The organism is Pseudoxanthomonas sp. CCNWLY206-1 (assembly GCF_039710385.1).
Classification (GTDB): domain Bacteria; phylum Pseudomonadota; class Gammaproteobacteria; order Xanthomonadales; family Xanthomonadaceae; genus Pseudoxanthomonas_A.
This window is the reverse complement of the sequence record NZ_JBDKXI010000005.1, coordinates 174,754-193,437: the sequence shown is the minus strand read 5'-3', so window position 1 is coordinate 193,437 and position 18,684 is coordinate 174,754. Positions and strand designations below refer to the sequence as shown.

The 18,684-nt window shown below is 62.8% G+C and carries 14 protein-coding genes and 2 riboswitches; of the genes, 10 read left to right on the top strand and 4 right to left on the bottom strand.

Annotated features, from left to right (window positions below):
• Positions 1-45: 45 nt before the first annotated feature.
• Entirely contained in the window at positions 46-678 is a 633-nt protein-coding gene (locus tag AADW18_RS13040) for a ParA family protein (RefSeq protein ID WP_337343830.1), read from the bottom strand.
• Positions 679-928: 250 nt separating this feature from the next.
• Here AADW18_RS13040 and AADW18_RS13035 point away from each other — a divergent pair, with 250 nt between their 5' ends.
• Positions 929-2,410 carry an AAA family ATPase gene (locus tag AADW18_RS13035; protein ID WP_337343829.1) on the top strand — a complete coding sequence of 494 codons (1,482 nt, stop codon included), beginning with the start codon at positions 929-931 and terminating at the stop codon, positions 2,408-2,410.
• A gap of 109 nt (positions 2,411-2,519) precedes the next feature.
• On the opposite strand, the gene AADW18_RS13030 is transcribed toward AADW18_RS13035, so the two are convergent.
• Positions 2,520-3,698 carry an MFS transporter gene (locus tag AADW18_RS13030; RefSeq protein WP_337343828.1) on the bottom strand — a complete coding sequence of 393 codons (1,179 nt, stop codon included), beginning with the start codon at positions 3,696-3,698 and terminating at the stop codon, positions 2,520-2,522.
• A gap of 258 nt (positions 3,699-3,956) precedes the next feature.
• Between AADW18_RS13030 and AADW18_RS13025 the strand changes: the two genes are divergently transcribed.
• The 3 genes from AADW18_RS13025 (at position 3,957) to AADW18_RS13015 (ending at position 6,631) form a co-directional block, all read left to right on the top strand.
• A complete protein-coding gene (locus AADW18_RS13025; RefSeq protein WP_337343827.1) occupies positions 3,957-4,619 on the top strand; it encodes an alpha/beta family hydrolase in 663 nt (220 codons plus the stop codon).
• A 14-nt stretch (positions 4,620-4,633) separates the two neighbouring features.
• A complete protein-coding gene (zapE, locus tag AADW18_RS13020) occupies positions 4,634-5,794 on the top strand; it encodes a cell division protein ZapE (protein WP_337343826.1) in 1,161 nt (386 codons plus the stop codon).
• 66 nt (positions 5,795-5,860) lie between these two features.
• On the top strand, positions 5,861-6,631 hold the full coding sequence (locus AADW18_RS13015; RefSeq protein ID WP_337343825.1) for an NAD-dependent deacylase: 771 nt from the start codon (positions 5,861-5,863) through the stop codon (positions 6,629-6,631).
• Positions 6,632-6,705: 74 nt separating this feature from the next.
• On the opposite strand, the gene AADW18_RS13010 is transcribed toward AADW18_RS13015, so the two are convergent.
• Positions 6,706-7,518: a fructosamine kinase family protein gene (locus AADW18_RS13010; protein ID WP_337343824.1), complete on the bottom strand. Its 813-nt coding sequence runs from the start codon at positions 7,516-7,518 to the stop codon at positions 6,706-6,708.
• A gap of 304 nt (positions 7,519-7,822) precedes the next feature.
• Here AADW18_RS13010 and AADW18_RS13005 point away from each other — a divergent pair, with 304 nt between their 5' ends.
• From AADW18_RS13005 to AADW18_RS12990, 4 genes are all read left to right on the top strand, one after another.
• Positions 7,823-8,665 (top strand): response regulator transcription factor, encoded by an 843-nt coding sequence (locus AADW18_RS13005; RefSeq protein WP_337343823.1) that lies wholly within the window; start codon positions 7,823-7,825, stop codon positions 8,663-8,665.
• Positions 8,666-8,924: 259 nt separating this feature from the next.
• A riboswitch (cobalamin riboswitch) is annotated at positions 8,925-9,146 on the top strand.
• Positions 9,147-9,433: 287 nt separating this feature from the next.
• Positions 9,434-11,785, top strand: coding sequence for a ribonucleoside-diphosphate reductase subunit alpha (locus tag AADW18_RS13000; RefSeq protein ID WP_337343992.1), 2,352 nt, complete (start codon positions 9,434-9,436; stop codon positions 11,783-11,785).
• A 23-nt stretch (positions 11,786-11,808) separates the two neighbouring features.
• On the top strand, positions 11,809-12,030 hold the full coding sequence (locus AADW18_RS12995; RefSeq protein ID WP_337343822.1) for a hypothetical protein: 222 nt from the start codon (positions 11,809-11,811) through the stop codon (positions 12,028-12,030).
• A 201-nt stretch (positions 12,031-12,231) separates the two neighbouring features.
• Positions 12,232-13,251, top strand: a complete 1,020-nt coding sequence (locus tag AADW18_RS12990) for a ribonucleotide-diphosphate reductase subunit beta (RefSeq protein WP_337343821.1) — start codon at positions 12,232-12,234, stop codon at positions 13,249-13,251.
• A gap of 139 nt (positions 13,252-13,390) precedes the next feature.
• Here the strand turns inward: AADW18_RS12990 and metE are convergent, their stop codons facing one another.
• A complete protein-coding gene (gene metE / locus AADW18_RS12985) occupies positions 13,391-15,667 on the bottom strand; it encodes a 5-methyltetrahydropteroyltriglutamate--homocysteine S-methyltransferase (RefSeq protein WP_337343820.1) in 2,277 nt (758 codons plus the stop codon).
• Between the two features lie 192 nt (positions 15,668-15,859).
• Positions 15,860-16,104, bottom strand: a riboswitch (cobalamin riboswitch).
• Between the two features lie 295 nt (positions 16,105-16,399).
• On the opposite strand from metE, the gene AADW18_RS12980 reads away from it, so the two are divergent.
• Together AADW18_RS12980 and AADW18_RS12975 are read left to right on the top strand one after the other, a co-directional pair.
• Positions 16,400-17,944, top strand: coding sequence for an FAD-dependent oxidoreductase (locus AADW18_RS12980; RefSeq protein WP_346842729.1), 1,545 nt, complete (start codon positions 16,400-16,402; stop codon positions 17,942-17,944).
• The gene (locus tag AADW18_RS12975; RefSeq protein ID WP_337343818.1) at positions 17,941-18,492 is read left to right on the top strand and encodes a hypothetical protein; all 552 of its coding nucleotides are present in this window, start codon (positions 17,941-17,943) and stop codon (positions 18,490-18,492) included. The genes AADW18_RS12980 and AADW18_RS12975 overlap by 4 nt, the downstream gene beginning before the upstream one ends.
• The last annotated feature ends 192 nt before the right edge of the window (positions 18,493-18,684 follow it).

The window sequence follows — 18,684 nt, the reverse complement described above, 5'->3', positions numbered from 1 at the left end:
CGCAGTTATGGCTTGGGATGAGAGGCCCATGGTCCGCCACCCGCGTTATGCCTTTTTGATCCACTTTAACAAAGGGTCCCAATCGGACTGGTGGTCGCGCACCTGCGCGGATTTGTAGTCGAACAGACTGCGCCCCAATCCCACCAGAACGACGTAGGCCTGGGTGTCGCGCAGCTGCGCCACCACCGGGTAAGGCCAGCTTTTCAGCATCTCCAGCGCCTGCTGGGAGGTGTTGGTCCAGGGCCGGCTGCGGTTGAGCACCAGGCCGACCGGCAGTTTGCGCTTATGGATGCGCTGCACCTTGGACAGGGTGTTGAGAAAGCCGACGGTCGCTTCGATATCCAGCGCCGAGGGCAGTACCGGCACCACCACGGCGTCGGCTTTTTCCAGAAAACTGTCCAGGTCGACGGCCATCGACCCCGCCGCGGCGTCGATCACCACCCGTTCGGCGTCTTCAGGCAGGGAGGACAACCAAGGCCGCTTCCGGCTGCCATCGATCGGCAGCACGGCGCTTTCCATTTCGGATCGGCGCTCCGCCCAACGGGTCGAAGACCCCTGCGGGTCGGCATCCACCAATACGGTTCGTTTGCCTTCCAGCGCGAAATTCGCGGCCAGGTTCGTCGCTATCGTGGATTTGCCGGCACCGCCCTTGGAGCTGGCGACCAGAATCGTCTTCATGCGCACACCTCAGTTGCCCGGGAAACCGCAGGGTACACCGGGGCAAGCGGGAACGGGGAGCCGTGGGAAGGGAATGAAGCCGCAGCGAGGTTCATTGGCACGAGGCACTGGAAATCAACGCTGCGCCCATCGTCAGCACGTGGAGCTTCGACAGTAGCGATCCGCCATTCCCATTCCCCATTCTCCATTTGCCATTCCCCGCTCCACCGCCCCACTGCTATCGTTCCGCTTCCCACGGAACGGCCACCACATGAGCGAGCTGCAGGACCTCACCGCACTGATCCGCGCCAACACGCCGCTGATCGTCATCGAAACCCAGGACGAAGGACGCGTCATCGAGTTGTTCCGCCAAGCGCTTTCGCAGGTCTGGCGCGCACTGCACCGCTGGAGCATCACCGAAGGCCTGCGCCGGCTGGATCTGGACCGCGAGGATGAGGCGCAAGGTCCGCCGGACGCCAGCGCCGCTCTGCAGGCGATCAAGCAGGCGGACCAGCGCGGCATTTATCTGTTGCTGGATTTCCATCCGTACCTGGGCTACGCCAGCAGCCAGCGCCAGCTGCGCGACATCGTGCAGCGACGCCACACCCTGCCGCACGTGCTGGTGCTGGTGGGCGCCAAGGTGGAACTGCCGTCCGAACTGGAAGCCGTGGCCGTGCGCTTCAGCCCGCGCCTGCCCGATGCCAATGCGCTGCTGAAATTGGTGCGCGAGGAAGCCGAGCACTACGCGCGCGAGAACGGCGGGCGCCGCGTGGAAGTGGATGGCGAAGCGGTGAAGCAGATCGTGCGCAATCTGCAAGGACTCAGCCTGACTGACGCGCGGCGCATCGCCCGCCAGCTGATCTTTGCCGATGGCGCATTGAACTCGAATGACCTGCCGCAATTGGCCAAGCTGAAATTCGAGTTGCTGAATCGCAGCGGCCACCTGCATTACGAATACGACAGCGCGCGCTTCGACGATGTTGCGGGCGCGCGTCGATTGAAGCGCTGGATCGAACAACGCCGCAGCGTTTTCGTGTCGGGCAATGCGCCGCCTGGCCTGGACCCGCCAAAAGGCGTCTTGTTGCTGGGCGTGCAAGGCTGCGGCAAATCGATGCTGGCCAAGGCCACCGCCGCTGGTTTCGGTGTTCCCCTGCTGCGCCTGGATTTCGGCACCCTGTACGACAAGTACCATGGCGAAACCGAAAAGAACCTGCGCGACGCGTTGGCGTCAGCCGAGCAGTTGGCGCCCTGCGTCCTGTGGATCGACGAGATCGAGAAAGGGCTGGCGACCGGTGGCGAAGACGGCGGCGTGTCGCGCCGTGTGCTGGGTTATCTGCTGACCTGGATGGCCGAACGCAAGGCGCCGGTCTTCCTGGTCGCCACCGCCAACCAGGTGCAGGAACTGCCGGCGGAATTGCTGCGCAAAGGACGCTTCGACGAAATCTTCTTCGTCGATCTGCCCAGTCCCGACGCACGGGTGGAGATACTGCGCGTGCACCTGGCTCGCCGCCAGTTGAACCCGGACGATTTCGCCCTGCCGGCGCTGGCCGCCGCTTCCGCAGGCTTTTCCGGCGCAGAACTCGAACAAGCCATCGTCGCTGCTCTCTACACCGCGCATGCGGAGCAGAAGCCCTTGGACACCGACCTGCTGATGCAGGAAATCCGCCAGTCCCGTCCGCTGTCGGTATTGATGGCCGAACAAGTGGAAACCCTGCGTGCCTGGGCGATCGAGCGTACCGTCCCGGCGGATTGAAGCACCCACAAAAAATGATCACCCGTAGGAGCGGCGTCCCGCCACGAGTTCTTCGCTTCTATCGCGATCTGATGGAAAGAGCTCGCGGCGGGACGCCGCTCCTACGAGGTCATGCGCTTGCACCATAGACCACGCCGTCTGCCGCCGCCCGCCGTTCCATCCGCAGGCTGAGCACGGTCAGACCCAGTCCCACGGCCGTTACTCCGGCAGCGGCCAGGCTCAGCATCGGGTAACTGGCGCCATGGGTCAGCAGGGTCGCGCCTATCCAGGCGCCGCCGGCGTTGCCCAGGTTGAACGCGCTCTGGTTCAGCGTGGACACCAGCAACGGAGCATCCTTCGCCTGCTGCACCGAGCGCGCCTGCAAGCCGGGGCCGCCGACAAAACCGATCAAGCCGATCAGGAAAACACCCGTCACCGCCAGTGCGGGTACGTGCATGGCGCCGGCAAATGCGACAAAGAATGCGCACAGCACCAGCAGCGCGATGATCAGCGCCGGCATCAGTTTCCAATCCGCCAGCCGTCCGCCCAACAGCGTGCCGGCGGTAGCGCCCAGTCCGAACAGCACCAGCACAAGACTGATGGCGTCTTCGCCCAGGCCCGCTTCGCTGGTCAGGATCGGCACGATGTAGGTGAAAACGGCAAAGATGCCGCCGAACCCGAATACCGTCATGCCCAGCGCCAGCAGCACCTGTGGTTCGCCCAGCACGCGCAGTTCGCGTCGCAGTTGTGGCGCCGTCAGATCATGCAGGTTAGGCACGTTGCGGGCGATGATCGCCAGCGACGCCACGCCCAGCGCCACCACTGCCCAGAACGTCGCGCGCCAGCCCAGCGCCTGGCCAAGCAGCGTTCCCAGCGGAACACCCAGGATGTTCGCCACCGTCAGCCCGGTGAACATCAACGCGATGGCCTGCGCTCCTTTTCCCGGCGGGGCGATGTGGCGTGCGACGACAGCACCGGCGCCGAAGAATGAACCATGCGCCAGCGCGGCGATTACACGCGCCACCATCAGCGTCTCGTAATTGGGCGCCAGCGCGCACAGCACGTTGCCCAACACGAAGATCCCCATCAGCACCAGCAGCACCGCCTTGCGCGGCAGCTTTGCCGTTGCCATCGCCAGCAGCGGCCCGCCTATCACCACGCCCAGGGCATAGCCGGATACCAGCAGCCCCGCCGAAGGGATCGACACGCCAAGATCGCCCGCCATTTGCGGCAGCAAGCCCATCACCACGAATTCGGTGGTGCCAATGGCGAAAGCGCTCACCGCGAGCGCGAAAAGGGGAAGCCGCATGGGTATCTCTGGGGGAAAGCGGCTCAATTGTGCACTGCACAAAATGGGCGGGCAAGGCCGGTCTTCAAACCCAGTGTTGCGTTAGTGGTCCTACAGTTGAGGAGACTCCTGACGATAAGGATTGAAGGTGTTGCTCGTCATCTCAGGCCTAGCTACGTACCCAAGTGAGAGGGCGCTTTGCTTCCCTTCTCCCCCAGGAGAAGGGAGCTATCAAACGCGCTAACGGCCCTTCATTTCACCAAGCCTTATCATGGACGCATGGCAAATCCTTCATTCCCCACTGAATCCGGTCCACTGACCCTCTCCGGCCCCGCCGGTACGCTGGAGGCGCATGTCGAGTGGCCGGAGGATGGCGTAGCAGCGCTGCCGCTGACCGCCATCGTTTGCCACCCGCTGCCGACCGAAGGCGGCACCATGCACAACAAAGTCGTGGTGATGCTGGCGCGCAGCTTGCGCGAACTCGGCGCGGTCACCGTCCGCTTCAATTTCCGCGGCACCGGTGGCTCGGTGGGGCATTTCGATCATGGCGAAGGCGAAGCCGACGACCTGCGCGCCGTCGTTGCCTGGGTGCGCGAGCAGCGTCCCGGAAATGCACTGTGGCTGGCGGGCTTCAGCTTCGGCTCCTATGTCGCGCTACGCACCAACGAAGACATCAAACCCGACGCCTTGATCACGGTCGCGCCACCGGTGGGCCGCTGGGATTTCGACCAGATCGTGCCGCCGGCTTGTCCATGGCTGGTGATACAGGGCGAAGAAGACGAGATCGTCGACCCGCAAGCGGTGTACGACTGGATTGATGAACTGAAAGATCCGCCGGAACTCATCCGCATGCCCGAAACCAGCCATTTCTTTCATCGCAAACTGATGGACCTGCGTGGCGCGGTCAAGCACGCCATGAAAGCCTTTCTTCCGGCGGCATGATGGCTTACGGGGATATGCAAGAATCACTACGGCCTTCGCAGGTCTATGCACGCGGCGCGGCCAACGGCGAATGGCAGGACGATCCGGCCCAGCACGAAGCGCTGCGCGAACTGGACCGTATCCATTTGGCGCTGCTCGAAGACACGAAGGAAGGTTGGCTGGATCGGCTTTCCTCGCTGTGGAAGAAACCCGAACCGGTGAAGGGTCTGTACCTGTGGGGCGGGGTCGGCCGCGGCAAGACGTTCCTGATCGATCTGTTCTACGACAACCTGCCGCTGCCCGCACTGGCTGCCACCGGCGGACCCGATTTGCCATTGCCGCACACCCGGCAGAATGGCGAGAGCGGCAAGTACCGCACCCACTTCCATCGCTTCATGCGCAGCGTGCATGAGCGCCTGCGCGAACACGCCGGCCAGAGTGATCCGCTGGCGAGGATCGCGCAGGAGTGGCGCGAGAAACTGCGCGTGCTGGTGCTGGACGAATTCTTCGTTACCGACATCGGCGACGCAATGTTGCTGGGCCGTCTGCTGGAGCGGCTGATCGCCGAGGGCGTGACGCTGGTGACCAGTTCCAACACACCACCGGAGAACTTGTACAAGGACGGGCTACAGCGCGACAGCTTTCTGCCCGCCATCGCATTGATCCAGAAGTACTGCGTGGAAGTGCACGCGATGGGTGCCGAAGACTATCGCCTCCGTGCGTTGACTCGCTCACCGGTCTATCGCGCACCGCTGGACGACACGTCCGATACCTGGCTTTGCGAACGCTGGAAAGAGCTGACCGCGGGCGGCGCCGTTCGCGACGGCAACATCGTTATCGAAGACCGCAAGATACCGGTGCGCGGGCGAGGCAAGGGCAGCGCCTGGTTCGATTTCGCCGCGCTCTGCGAAGGGCCTCGCGGCACCAGCGACTACATCGAGATCGCGCGCGAGTTCCACACCGTTCTACTGGGTGGCATCCCACCCTTCGACCGCAGCAACGAAGACGCCGCGCGTCGCTTCGTCAACTTGATCGACGAGCTCTACGACCGCCACGTCAACCTGGTCTGCACTGCCGCCGCACCGCCAACGGCGCTGTACTCCGGCACCCGTTTGCAAGGTGCGTTCGAACGCACCGCCTCACGCCTGATCGAAATGCAAAGCACCGAATATCTCGCCACCGAACACAAAGCGTGAAGCACGCCTCATAACCCACCTGTGGGAGCGACGTGAGTCGCGACCGTAAGAATAAACTCCCCGCAAATGCCCCACACCACCCACGACATAGTAAAAACCCTCGTCCCGCTGATCGCCGAGGCGGATTCCGTCGCTATCCTGACCGGCGCCGGCATGTCCGCCGAAAGTGGCATCCCCACGTTTCGCGGACAACACAACAGCCTGTGGTCGCAGTTCGATCCGCAGCAGTTGGCGACGGCCGACGCCTGGCGTGCCGACAAAGCGCTGGTCTGGGGTTGGTACCGCTGGCGGATGGCCATGGTGCGGCATGCCAAACCGCATGCCGGACATGTTGCGCTGGCCCGATTGGCCACGCGTGCCAGCATCACGCTGGTGACGCAGAACGTCGATGACCTGCACGAACGCGCCGGCAGCCAAGTGTCCGCACACGTGCATGGCAGCCTGTTCGCCTTGCGCTGCTTCGACTGCGCGCAACCCTATACGGCTCCTTTGGACCCGATGAAACCGCAAGCAGCCGTGCTGCGTCTGACGCCGCCCACCTGCCCTCATTGTGGCGGCGATATCCGCCCGGGCGTCGTGTGGTTTGGTGAAGCCCTGCCCGAGTACGCCTGGGCACGCGCGGAAGCCGCCGCGGACCGTTGCGACCTGATGCTGGTCATCGGCACCTCCGGCCTGGTCTACCCTGCCGCGGGCCTGCCCGCGGTGGCCCAGCAACACGGCGCGAAGGTGGTGGAGATCAACCCCGACGACACCGCGCTCACACCGCACGTGGACATGCATTGGCGCACGACCGCGGCGGATGCATTGCCGCTTCTGCTGAAAGAGATGGGTGGTTAAAACAGAATCCCATGCCCATGTAGGAGCGGCGGGACGCCGCTCCTACATGCATAGGTGCGTCTTACATGACGGTGTCACGCGGTTCCTGCACGGCTCATGGCATTGCGCACGGCCTGCAAGTAGCTGCTGCCGAACAGGTTGAGATGATTGAGCAGGTGGTAGAGGTTGTAGACCGGAATGCGTTCGCGCCAATCGCTGCCGATGCCTGCTTCCGACTGATACGCATCGAAGAACACCGCAGGCGGTTCGCCAAACAATGTCAGCATCGCCAGATCGGCTTCCGCCCAGCCGTAGTGCACGGCGCCAGCGTCGATCAACGCCAGTTCACCGTCGGCGCAGGGATGCAGATTGCCCAGCCACAGGTCGCCATGCAGCAACGCCGGTGGCTGCTTTGGAATCAACGCAGGTAACTCGGCGCAGATCCGCTCCACATTCGAACTATCGTTGGCACCGAGCAGTCCGGCATCACGCGCACGCCGTGTCTGCGGTAACAACCGGCATTCGGCGAAAAAGCGCCAGCCATCCTGCATGCGTGTATTGCGTTGGGCACTGTCGCCGCACCAGCCGTCGCGATCCAGCCCGAATTCTTCCGCAGTGCATCGGTGCTGACGCGCCAGGGCGCGGCCCGCGCGCTCCCATGCGGCGCTGCCAGGCCGACCGCGCCCCAAATTCTCGATCACCAAAGCATCTTCCGCCACCGCATGCACCCGCGGGACACGTAGGCCGCCCACGGTTGCCAGCAACGTCAGTCCATGCGCTTCCATGGCGAAGAATCCAGCCTGCGCCGAGCGGCGACGTTTGATCACCGCGTGTTGGCCGTCTTCGAGCGCCTGCCAGTGCAACCCATCGGCCAAGGTTTCGATACGTGAGCGGAGGGACGCATCCATGCGGCGATTGTGTACTGACGCCCGCGGATAATCTTTTCGTAATTTTTTCCGAGTCTGCAAGGTCTGAGCGGTGGCGCTTCAACTTTGAGACGCCGGTAGGATTCTTGGAAATCCGACGCGGAAAATACGCGGCTTTGCCCTTGTGCTTGCATTTTTTTCATCACAAGCTAACAACCAGTAGTTGGGATTACACGCCCGAAAATCTCGGAAGACTCTCATTTATGTATTCGCGTTTACGCGGGACATGGGAGGAAGACGGACGGCCCGGCGCGTGCGTGCGTAGCGATCCACAGGGGAAAGTGTTTTGAGAAGGGTCAAGTTGCAGGACACGTGCGGCAGCGGAACGCACGGCCTCATCAGAGGTCACGGGCGCGACAGAAGCGATGGCACAGCCCCGCGGTTCGGCCAAGGGCGGCGAACGCAGCGGGAAGACAACGCAACCATTCACCAACAGAGCATCCTGGTCGTCGAAGACCATGAGGAAATGCGGGAACAGATCCTGATTCCCGGGCTGCGTGATTGCGGTTTCAGGAGCGTGACGGGCGTGGGAAGCGCCAAGGAGACGTATCGCGCCGTCCTTACGCAATGCTTTTCCCTATTCCTCGTGGACATCGGCCTGCCGGACGAGAGCGGCTTCACGCTGACCCGGAACCTGCGCGAGGCGACCGATGCGGGCATCGTGATGCTGACCGGTGGTGGGCACACCAAGGCGCAGTACGTCCAGGGACTGAACGATGGCGCGGATGCTTATTTGCTCAAGCCAATCGACATGGAACTGCTGGCAGCAACGCTGCGCAGCGTGCTGCGAAGACAGATGGCTTCCCATACGCCGCCGACCACGGCGGCAGAAGCCCCAAGGACCTGGCGCCTGGATCCGGAAGGCTGGGCGTTGATATCGCCCGGCGGCGTACGGGTACATATCACCGGTAACGAACGCGTCTTGATCGAGCCGCTTATTGCCCGCCCAGATAACGTTATATCCAGGGAAGAACTCGTCGCCCGTTTCACCCACAACATCTACGATTTCGATCCGCACCGGCTGGAAGTGATCGTCCACCGCCTGCGCCAGAAAGCCAGCAAGTTATCGGGAGAGGATTTCCCCCTGCGCGCGGTTCGCGGCACGGGGTATGTGCTTACTTCGGGGTAGTTTTTCGCGATCGCGATCTACCATTCTCATACACGTAGGAGCGGCGTCCCGCCGCGAGCTCTTTCCTCAGATCGCGATAAAAGCGAAGAGCTCGCGGCGGGACGCCGCTCCTACAGTGGCTTTTCGAATCACTGCCGCCTTCCCCATGACCTCATCTCGATTCTGATTTGATCTCATAGGCGACGACCGTCGTGAAACCCTCCTCGCGAAAACATTTCTGTTCCACACTACATTTGGTGTTGACTGATAGGTGACACCACACTATGTTGTGCCCGTCGGTTCCAGCGACCACACCGCTGGATGAAAAGGGAAGCCGGTGCGGCTCTGAGGAGCCAATTCCGGCACTGCCCCGCAGCGGTATGTGGAAACGAACTCGCCATTGGCACTGAGGCACGGACCTTGGGAAGCGGCGGGCTAGGGGGAAAGCAGAAGCTTTCCGCGTCCACGAGTCCGAAGACCTGCCGACAGCCGCGCGAAGCACACCGCGCGGTGCCGGCCGCGGAATCTCCGGGGGGAGATGGCTGGTGAAGCAAGGCCAGCCGCGGAACCTCCGCTGTCGCTGACCTTGCGACGCCGCTTTCCCATCCTGTCGATTCACCGGCCCTGCGCTGCCCTGCGAGGGACGGGCCGCTGCGTGCATCGCATGGAGGAATACCCGTGAATCAGACCCTGTCCCAGACCGATGCGGCCGCCGTGGCCGTTGCCACCGGCGAAGACCCGTCCGTCAACAATACGTTCCTGCTGACGCCGCCACCCACCGCCACCGCGATGAGCGTGACCAAGCGCAACGGCAGCCGCGAACCGGTGGACTTGAACAAGATCGTGCGCGCGGTGCAGCGCAACTGCGAAGGGCTGCACGCCATCGATCCGATGCGCGTCGCCACGCGCACCATCTCCGGTTTGTACGACGGCGCCAGCACCCGCGAACTGGACGAGTTGTCCATCCGTACCGCCGCGCTGCTGACCGCCGAGGAACCCGAGTACAGCCGCCTGGCCGCACGCCTGCTGGCGGGGTACATCACCAAGGAAGTGACGGGACAGGAAATCCATGCGTTCTCGCAATCGATCACGCGCGGCCATGAGGTCGGCCTGATCAACGAACGCCTGCTCGGGTTCGTGCAGACCAATGCGCGCAAGCTCAATGATGCGTTGGATGCGTCGCTGGATCTGCAGTTCGACTATTTCGGTTTGCGCACGCTGTACGACCGCTACCTGCTGCGTCACCCGCACACGCGCAAGGTGATCGAGACGCCGCAGCAGTTCTTCCTGCGCATCGCCTGCGCATTGAGCGAAGACGTAACGGAGGCCTTGGCGCTGTACCGCCGCATGGGCAACCTGGATTACCTGCCCAGTTCGCCGACATTGTTCAACTCCGGCACCACGCATGAGCAGCTGTCGAGTTGCTTCCTGTTGGATTCGCCGCAGGACTCGCTGGAATCCATCTACCAGAAGTACGGCGACATCGCGCAGCTTTCCAAGTTCAGCGGCGGCATCGGCGTCAGCTATACGCGCGTGCGTTCGCGGGGCTCGCTGATCAAATCCACCAACGGCCATTCCAACGGCATCGTGCCGTGGCTGAAGACGCTGGATTCCTCTGTGGCGGCGGTGAACCAGGGCGGCAAGCGCAAGGGCGCGGCTTGCGTATATCTGGAACCGTGGCATGCCGACGTCGAGGAGTTTTTGGAGCTGCGCGAGAACACGGGCGACGAAGCGCGCCGCACCCATAACCTCAACCTGGCCAATTGGGTGCCGGATCTTTTCATGAAGCGGGTGGAAGCCGATGCGGACTGGTCGCTGTTCGATCCGCGCGTCGTGCCGGAGTTCACTGATCTGTATGGCGAAGCATTCGAGCGCGCGTACGAACAAGCCGAAGCGCAGGGCAAGGCGATCAAGTCGATCAAGGCACGCGAGCTCTATGGCCGCATGATGCGCACGCTGGCACAGACCGGGAACGGTTGGATGACGTTCAAGGACAAATGCAACCGCGCCAGCAACCAGACGTTGCGCGCTGGCAATGTGATCCACCTGTCCAATCTGTGCACGGAAATCCTGGAAGTGACCTCGGCCGAAGAGACGGCGGTGTGCAATCTGGGTTCCATCAATCTGGGCCGGCATTTCGACAGCGATCCGGAGACCGGCTACGGCGCGTTCGATTTCGACAAGCTGGCCGAAACCGTGCGCTTGGCCGTGCGCCAGTTGGACCGAGTGATCGATCTGAATTTCTACCCCATCGAATCCGCACGTCGCGGCAACCTGCGCTGGCGCCCGGTTGGTTTGGGCGTGATGGGCTTGCAGGACGTGTTCTTCAAACTGCGACTGCCTTTCGACAGCAGCGAAGCGCGCGCATTATCGGCGAAGATCGCCGAGACCATCTATTTCCATGCGCTTGAAACCTCGGTGGAACTGGCGCAGGAACGCGGCAAGCATCCCTCCTTCGCCGATACGCGCGCGGCCGATGGCGAACTGCAGTTCGATGCCTGGGGTGTGACGCCGGAGAATCCCGAGCGCTGGGACGCGTTGCGCGAACGGATCAAACAACATGGGCTGCGCAATTCGCTGCTGATCGCCATTGCCCCGACCGCCACCATCGCATCGATTGCGGGTTGTTACGAATGCGTGGAGCCGCAGGTCAGCAACTTGTTCAAGCGCGAAACCCTGTCCGGCGATTTCCTGCAGATCAATCGCTACCTGGTGGAAGAACTGAAAAAGCTGGGCCAGTGGACACCGGAAGTCCGCGATGCCATCAAACAGGCCGAAGGTTCCATTCAAGGTATCGCGCAGATCCCGGAAGCGCTGCGCCATATCTATCGGACTACCTGGGAGGTCCCGATGCGTTCGCTGATCGACATGGCCGCAGACCGTGGCGCCTTTATCGATCAGTCGGCCTCACTGAATCTTTTCATGGAGAGTCCGAACATTGGCGCCATGTCGTCCATGTACATGTACGCATGGAAGAAAGGCATCAAGACCACGTATTACCTGCGCTCGCGTCCGGCCACCAAGATCGCCAAGACCACGGTGGGCCAAGCATCGACGGTAGCGCCCCCGCCGGAGTACACCCCGTCGGAAGCCATCGCCTGTTCGCTGGAGAATCCGGAAGCCTGCGAGGCCTGCCAATGAGTTGAACACTGCGGGAGGCTGCAATGAAGCGGTATCTGGATCTGAGTGGCGATTCCGGGGTAGTGGCTTATGAGTTGCGCCCGGATGCCATCAAGGTGAAGTTCCGCGGTTCGGACCGTGTGTACGTGTATAGCCACGCCAGTGCGGGCGCCACCCATGTCGCCCGCATGAAGCGGCTGGCAGAAGCGGGAAGGGGACTGAGTACCTACATCTCCCGGCATGTGCATGATCGTTACGAGCGGTGATGCGGATTTTCAGCACGTCCGCAAGGAAGCAAGGAAACAGCAGACTTCGAAAGACAGAACCCCCCTCCCTCCGGGAGAGGGGTTGGGGTGAGGTACGGCGGAGTGACGATCGTTCACCGCCACTGCCCTCGCCGTACCCTCATCCGCCCCTGCGGGGCACCTTCTCCCGGTGGGAGAGGGAACAACGAGAAGCACGCATACATGTCCACCCAACCCCGCCAACTCCTCCTCGATCCCGGTTTCGAACTGACGCTGCGCCCCATGCGCTATCCGCAGTTCTACGAGATGTATCGCAATGCCATCCGCAACACCTGGACCGTGGAGGAAGTGGACTTCGCGCTGGACACCAACGATTTGAAGCATAAGTTCGGCCCTGCCGAACGGCACCTGATCGAACGGCTGATCGCGTTCTTCGCCACCGGTGATTCCATTGTTTCCAACAACCTGGTGCTCAACCTGTACCAGCACATCAACGCACCCGAGGCGCGGATGTACTTGTCGCGCCAGCTGTACGAGGAAGCGCTGCATGTGCAGTTCTACCTGACCTTGCTGGATACCTATCTGCCGGATCCCAACGAGCGCGCCAAAGCCTTCGCGGCGGTGGAGAACATTCCATCGATCCAGCGCAAGGCCGCCTTCTGCTTCAAGTGGATCGACTCGCTGCAGGGCATCCACCGTATCGAAACCCGAGAGCAGCGCCGGCAGTTCCTGCTCAACATGGTCTGCTTCGCCGGCTGTATCGAGGGCTTGTTCTTCTTTGGTGCCTTCGCCTACGTCTACTACCTGCGCTCGCGCGGCCTGCTGCACGGGCTGGCCAGTGGCACCAACTGGGTGTTCCGCGACGAAAGCTGCCACATGGCGTTCGCCTTCGAAGTCATCCGCACCGCGCGCGAAGAAGAACCCGACCTGGTGGACGATGATTTCAAGGCGCAGGTGGTACTGATGCTGACCGAAGCGGTGGAATGCGAAGCCGCTTTCGCCGAGGACACACTGTCGGGCGGCGTCGCCGGCTTGTCGTTGAAGGATATGCGTCAGTATCTGGAATACTGCGCCGATCAGCGCCTGGCTCAGCTGGGTTTCGCCAAACACTTTGGCGTGACCAACCCGTTCCCCTTCATGGATCTGCAGGACGTGCAGGAGCTGACCAACTTCTTTGAGCGCCGTGTGTCCGCGTATCAGGTGGGCGTGGAAGGCGAGGTCGGCTTCGACCACGCGTTTTGAGGGTATAGCTGTATGTTCTTTTGTCTATTGCCTCCAGCTGACTAGAGGCATGTCCTTGTGGGAGCGACGTAAGTCGCGACGGAAACATCCAGATGCTTCCGTCGCGACTTACGTCGCTCCCACAGGAAGCTTGGCTTGCCTAGGCGGCCCGCATCGCCTTGGCGGCCGACACCATCGCCAGTAGCGCGGCTTGGGCTTCCGGCCAGCCGCGGGTTTTCAATCCGCAGTCGGGGTTCACCCATATCTGTTCCGGCGCCAGCACTTCTCGGGCTTTCTGCAGCAGCGCGCGCATTTCGCCGCCGTCGGGAACCCTGGGCGAATGGATGTCGTAGACGCCGGGACCAATCTGGTTCGGATAGCGGAATTTCACGAACGCTTCCAGCAGTTCCATGCGCGAGCGCGATGTCTCGATGGAGATGACGTCGGCATCCATCGCCGCCACCGCTTCGATGATGTCGTTGAATTCCGCGTAGCACATATGGGTGTGGATCTGGGTTTCGTCGGCCACGCCCGACGCGGTAATGCGGAAGCATTCCACCGCCCACGCCAGGTAAGTGGACCAATCGCCGCGCCGCAGCGGCAGGCCCTCGCGCAATGCTGGTTCGTCGATCTGGATGACACCTATGCCCACGGCCTCCAGGTCGTTCACTTCATCGCGTAATGCCAGGGCAATCTGCCGGCAGGTGTCGGCGCGCGCTTGGTCGTCGCGGACAAAAGACCATTGCAGCACCGTCACCGGACCGGTCAGCATGCCTTTCATCGGGCGGGTGGTCAGCGATTGCGCATGCTGCGTCCAGCGCACCGTCATGGGAGCCGGGCGCTGCACGTCGCCGTAGATGATCGGCGGCTTGACGCAGCGAGAACCGTAGCTCTGCACCCAACCGTTGTGGGTGAAGGCGAAGCCATCGAGCTGTTCGCCGAAGTATTCCACCATGTCGTTGCGCTCGAACTCGCCATGGACCAGCACATCCAGGCCGATCTCTTCCTGCACCTGGATGCAGCGCGCGATTTCGGCGGCGATGAAAGCGTCGTAGTCCGCATCCGAGAGCTTCCCCGCCTTGTTCTGCGCACGTGCATGGCGGACTTCCGGCGTCTGCGGAAATGAGCCTATCGTCGTGGTCGGATAAGCCGGCAATCTCAGCCATGCCTCCTGCCGTGCGCGGCGTACATCATGCGGCGATGAGCGCCGGGACGCGCCACGGTCCAATCCGGCCAGGCGTGCCGCCACTTCGGGACGATGCACGCGTGGCGAACGCCGGCGCGATTCCTGGCGTTCGCGCGCCAGCGCCAATGCGGCGCCAGCGGTCGCGACGCCGTCCAGCGCGTCGGCGAGCGTACGCAGTTCTTCCAGTTTCTGCCGCGCGAATGCCAGCCAGTCGCGTAGTTCGGTATCCAGGCCGGTTTCGCCGCTGACGTCGATCGGAACGTGCAGCAACGAGCACGAAGGCGACAGCCACAGATGCTCTTCGCCGACGTGGCCTTGCGCATATTTCGCCAGGATCAGCGCGTTTTCCAGATTGGTCCGCCAGACATTGCGGCCGTCGATCAAACCCGCCGATAGCACGCGCCCCTTCGGCAGCACTTTCAGTACGTCGTCCAGCTGATCCAGGCCGCGCACAAGGTCGATGTGCAAACCATCGACGGGAAGCGTTGCCGTCAGCGAGAGATTGTCCGCCAGCTTGCCGAAATAGGTGGCCAGCAGCAGTTGCGGCCGTTCGACATCGGCCAGTGCCGCATAGGCCGCGCGATACGCGGCCTGTTCGGCAGCACTCAAATCCAGCACCAGGCAGGGCTCGTCGATCTGCACCCACTCGGCGCCAGCGCGCTTCAACTTGGTCAATAGTTCCGCATACACGGGTAGCAGTTTGTCCAACAGCGCCAGCGGCTCGCTGCCATCCACCGTCTTGGACAACCGCAGGAAACTCACCGGACCCAGCAGCACCGGTCGGGCGCGATGGCCCTGCGCAACAGCTTCCAAAAGCTCGGCGACGGGTTTTTCGCCGCGCAGGCGAAACGCCTGCTGCGCGTGCAGTTCCGGCACAAGGTAGTGGTAGTTGGTGTCGAACCATTTGGTCATCTCCAGTGCCCGCAGGTCGACACCATCCTTTTGCCTGCCGCGTGCGAGGGCAAAGTAGCCCGCCAACGGATCGGCATCGGCCAATGCGCGGTAGGCGCCAGGAATGGCGTCGAACAGGAATGCGGTATCCAACACGTGGTCGTACAACGAGAAGTCATTGCAAGGCACGGTGTCCGCACCGGCCTGCTGCTGCAGGTTCCAATGGCGCTGCCGCAGCTCGCGCGCGGTAGCCAGCAGCGCTTGCCCTTGCGTATCGTCTTGCCAGTAGGCTTCCAGTGCGCGTTTCAGTTCTCGCTTGCCGCCGATGCGGGGAAAGCCGAGCGTGGTTACTTGGGTCATGGTGCGTTTCCTCATGCGTTTTTCGGATGAGAAACGAAGGAACGGCGCGCTGATCGAACCACCGCGCAACGACCTCCGCCCCCGCGGGCGAACCGGAACCGCTTTAGCAACGCGCAGGGAATCGCACACGGGCAGTCGCACGCGGGCGTTCCCGGTGCTTCCCCTCGGAAGTTCCAGGTCAAGCGGAAGATGGTTAGGTCTTCCGGCCGGGGCAGGTCTTCGGGCTCATGGACGACGCGTTGCGCTGTTGCGAAACGCGAACCTACTATTCGCCGCTTCCCGATCCGCGAGGATCAGTGCGATTGGCGAAGTTCGTTTCCAAATACCGCTGCGGGGCAGCGCCGGAATTGGGGCAGACAGGCCCCGCACCGGCTTCCCTTTCAATTCCATCTCTACATCCGGATGAAGAGATGGAAACCTCGGCAGGCGCAAATTACGCCGCTTGTGCGCTGGCGTCAAGCGCCTGATATGTGGCGTCTTTGTGGGAGCGGTGTCTCCGCCGCGGGCTCTTCCGTGCAAACGGTAAAACGGGCAAAAAGCTCGCGGCGGGACGCTGCTCCTACCAAGGAATTCGCATATGGAACTTGCGCGCTAGCTGTCGTGGCGGCTCGCGCCGTCTTTCGCATTCACTTCTCTTCCACGCCGCGTTGCGCACTGTGGGGCTGCCAATACATCGATAAGCACACGCCTTCCTACAAAACGGTGATGGCGTTCGCCTGGGAGGTAACAACGATGACGACGGCGCGCACGCTTCCTGTCTGGGGTTCGTTGACCGGGTTTACCGAGGCGCACTTCGTGGACAGGGCGCCCGTTGGGCAACAGGACGTGGTGGTTATCGGCGCGGGTATTGCCGGGCTGAGCACCGCGGTTTGCCTGGCGCGCGAAGGGCGGCAGGTCACCGTGATAGATCGCCAAGGATTGGGCGAAGGCGAAACACTGCGGACAACCGCGCACTTGGCTTCGGCGCTGGATGATCGCTTCTATCAACTGGCGCGCTGGCACGGCGAAGTCGGTGCGCGGTTGGCGGCGGCCAGCCATGTTGCCGCGATCGACTGGATCGAAGACATCGCGACGTCTGCACTGCGCGATTGCGGGTTCCAGCGAGTACCCGGGTTTCTGTTCCCGCATGACGGCAGCTGCAAGCCGCTACAGCAGGAGCTGCGCGCCGCGCGCCGCGCCGGTTTGCGCGTCGACTACCTGGAAGAAGGACTGCCCGAACTGCCAGGATTCGGCCCGATCCTTCGATTCGAGGACCAGGCCCGCGTCGATATCGCCAGCTATCTCCTGACGCTGGCGGAAACGGCACAGGCCAGCGGCGTGCGGTTCCACCGCGCGCGCGTCGGCGAAGTGCAAGGCGGTGCGTCACCGGCGCTGGTTTTGGACACCGGTGAGCGGATAGCGGCCGCCGCCGTTGTCGTCGCCACCAACGTACCTTTCCACGAAACGGTCGCCCTGCACACCAAGCAGGCGGCGTATCGAACCTATGTGGTTGCCGGACGCGCACCGCGAGGCGCCGTGCCCGATGCGTTGATGTGGGATGACGGTGATCCTTATCACTACGTCCGCCTGCATGATCCCGGCGATAACCCGGATGAAGTGGTTGTCATCGTTGGCGGCGAAGACCACAAGACCGGACAGGAAGACGACCCGACGGCCTATGTCCGGCTGCAGGAATGGACGCGCGAGCGCTTTCCCGCCGTTACCGGATTCACCCATGCCTGGTCCGGCCAGATCATTGAACCCGCCGACGGCCTGGCGTTCATCGGGGCGGACGCGGGCGGCATGGACAACGTGTATGTCGCCACCGGCGATTCGGGCAACGGCATCACCCACGGCACCATCGCCGGACTGTTGATCAGCGACCTGATTCAGGGCCGAGAGAATCCTTGGGCCGAGTTGTACGATCCGCGTCGCAAGATCGTGAAGAGCGCCGGCGAATGGATGCGCGAGAACGCCAACGTGGTGCTGCAGTATCGCGACTGGATCGCGCCTGGCGATCAGCAGCGGCTGGACGAACTGGCATTGGGCGATGGCGCGGTGATCCGGCGTGGTTTCCATCGCGTCGCGGTCTATCGCGATGGCAGCGGGGCGTTGCATGCCTATTCCGCACGATGCACGCACCTGGGCTGTGCCGTCCGTTGGAGCGCCACCGAAAAATCCTGGGATTGCCCCTGCCATGGTTCGCGCTTCGATGCGGTCAGCGGAAAGGTGCTCAACGGACCGGCGGAGGCGCCTTTGGCGTCGTTCGAACTGGAAGACGCCGCCATCGCTTCGTGATTGACACTGTGATCGAAGCTTCGCCGCAAGCGCTGATCTACGGCGGCTATCTGCTGTGGCTGCTGGCCGGTGCAGGCGATTTCCTGTGCCACTGGCGCACCGATCTGCCGCGTACCTCAGGACTCAGGGAATCGGGGATGCATTTGCTGCAGCTGGCTGTCATCGGTTCAGGGCTGGTGTTGTGGTTAGCGCTGGCGCCAAGCTTGTCGCTGCTGTCGATCGAAATGCTGCTCGTGGCCCTGCATGCGGTGTTCGGTTATCTGGACACGCGGCAGGCCTTTGGCCGTCGCGTTATCTCGCCGATCGAGCAGCACGTGCACAGCATCCTGGACATGGCGCCGATCATCGCTTTCGGGATCCTGCTGGGGTCGGAGTGGCCGGCGGCCTGGCAGCGCGGATGGACGCTCGTGGCGCGCCAGCCACCTTTCGCGGCTGCGGTCTGGTTCTTGGTGCTGGCGCCGGCGCTGCTGTTGTGCGTTCTGCCGGCGCTGCTGGAATTCCGCGCTGCCTGGGCGGCGCGTGGACGGAGGCTTCGCCATGCATGGTGAGCCGTCCCGCGCGTCGTTGCCGCACCAGGCTTGCCGCACACAATCCCGCGGCAAAGGCGGCATATGTCAGCAGCATTCCGCGCGCCGAAAGATGCCGGTCGAAACCGGGATTCAGGCGCGGAGGAACGACATAGTAATCCACCACATAGGCGATGGCGGCCGTCGCGGCCGCCTTGCTCGCCAGCATCGGTG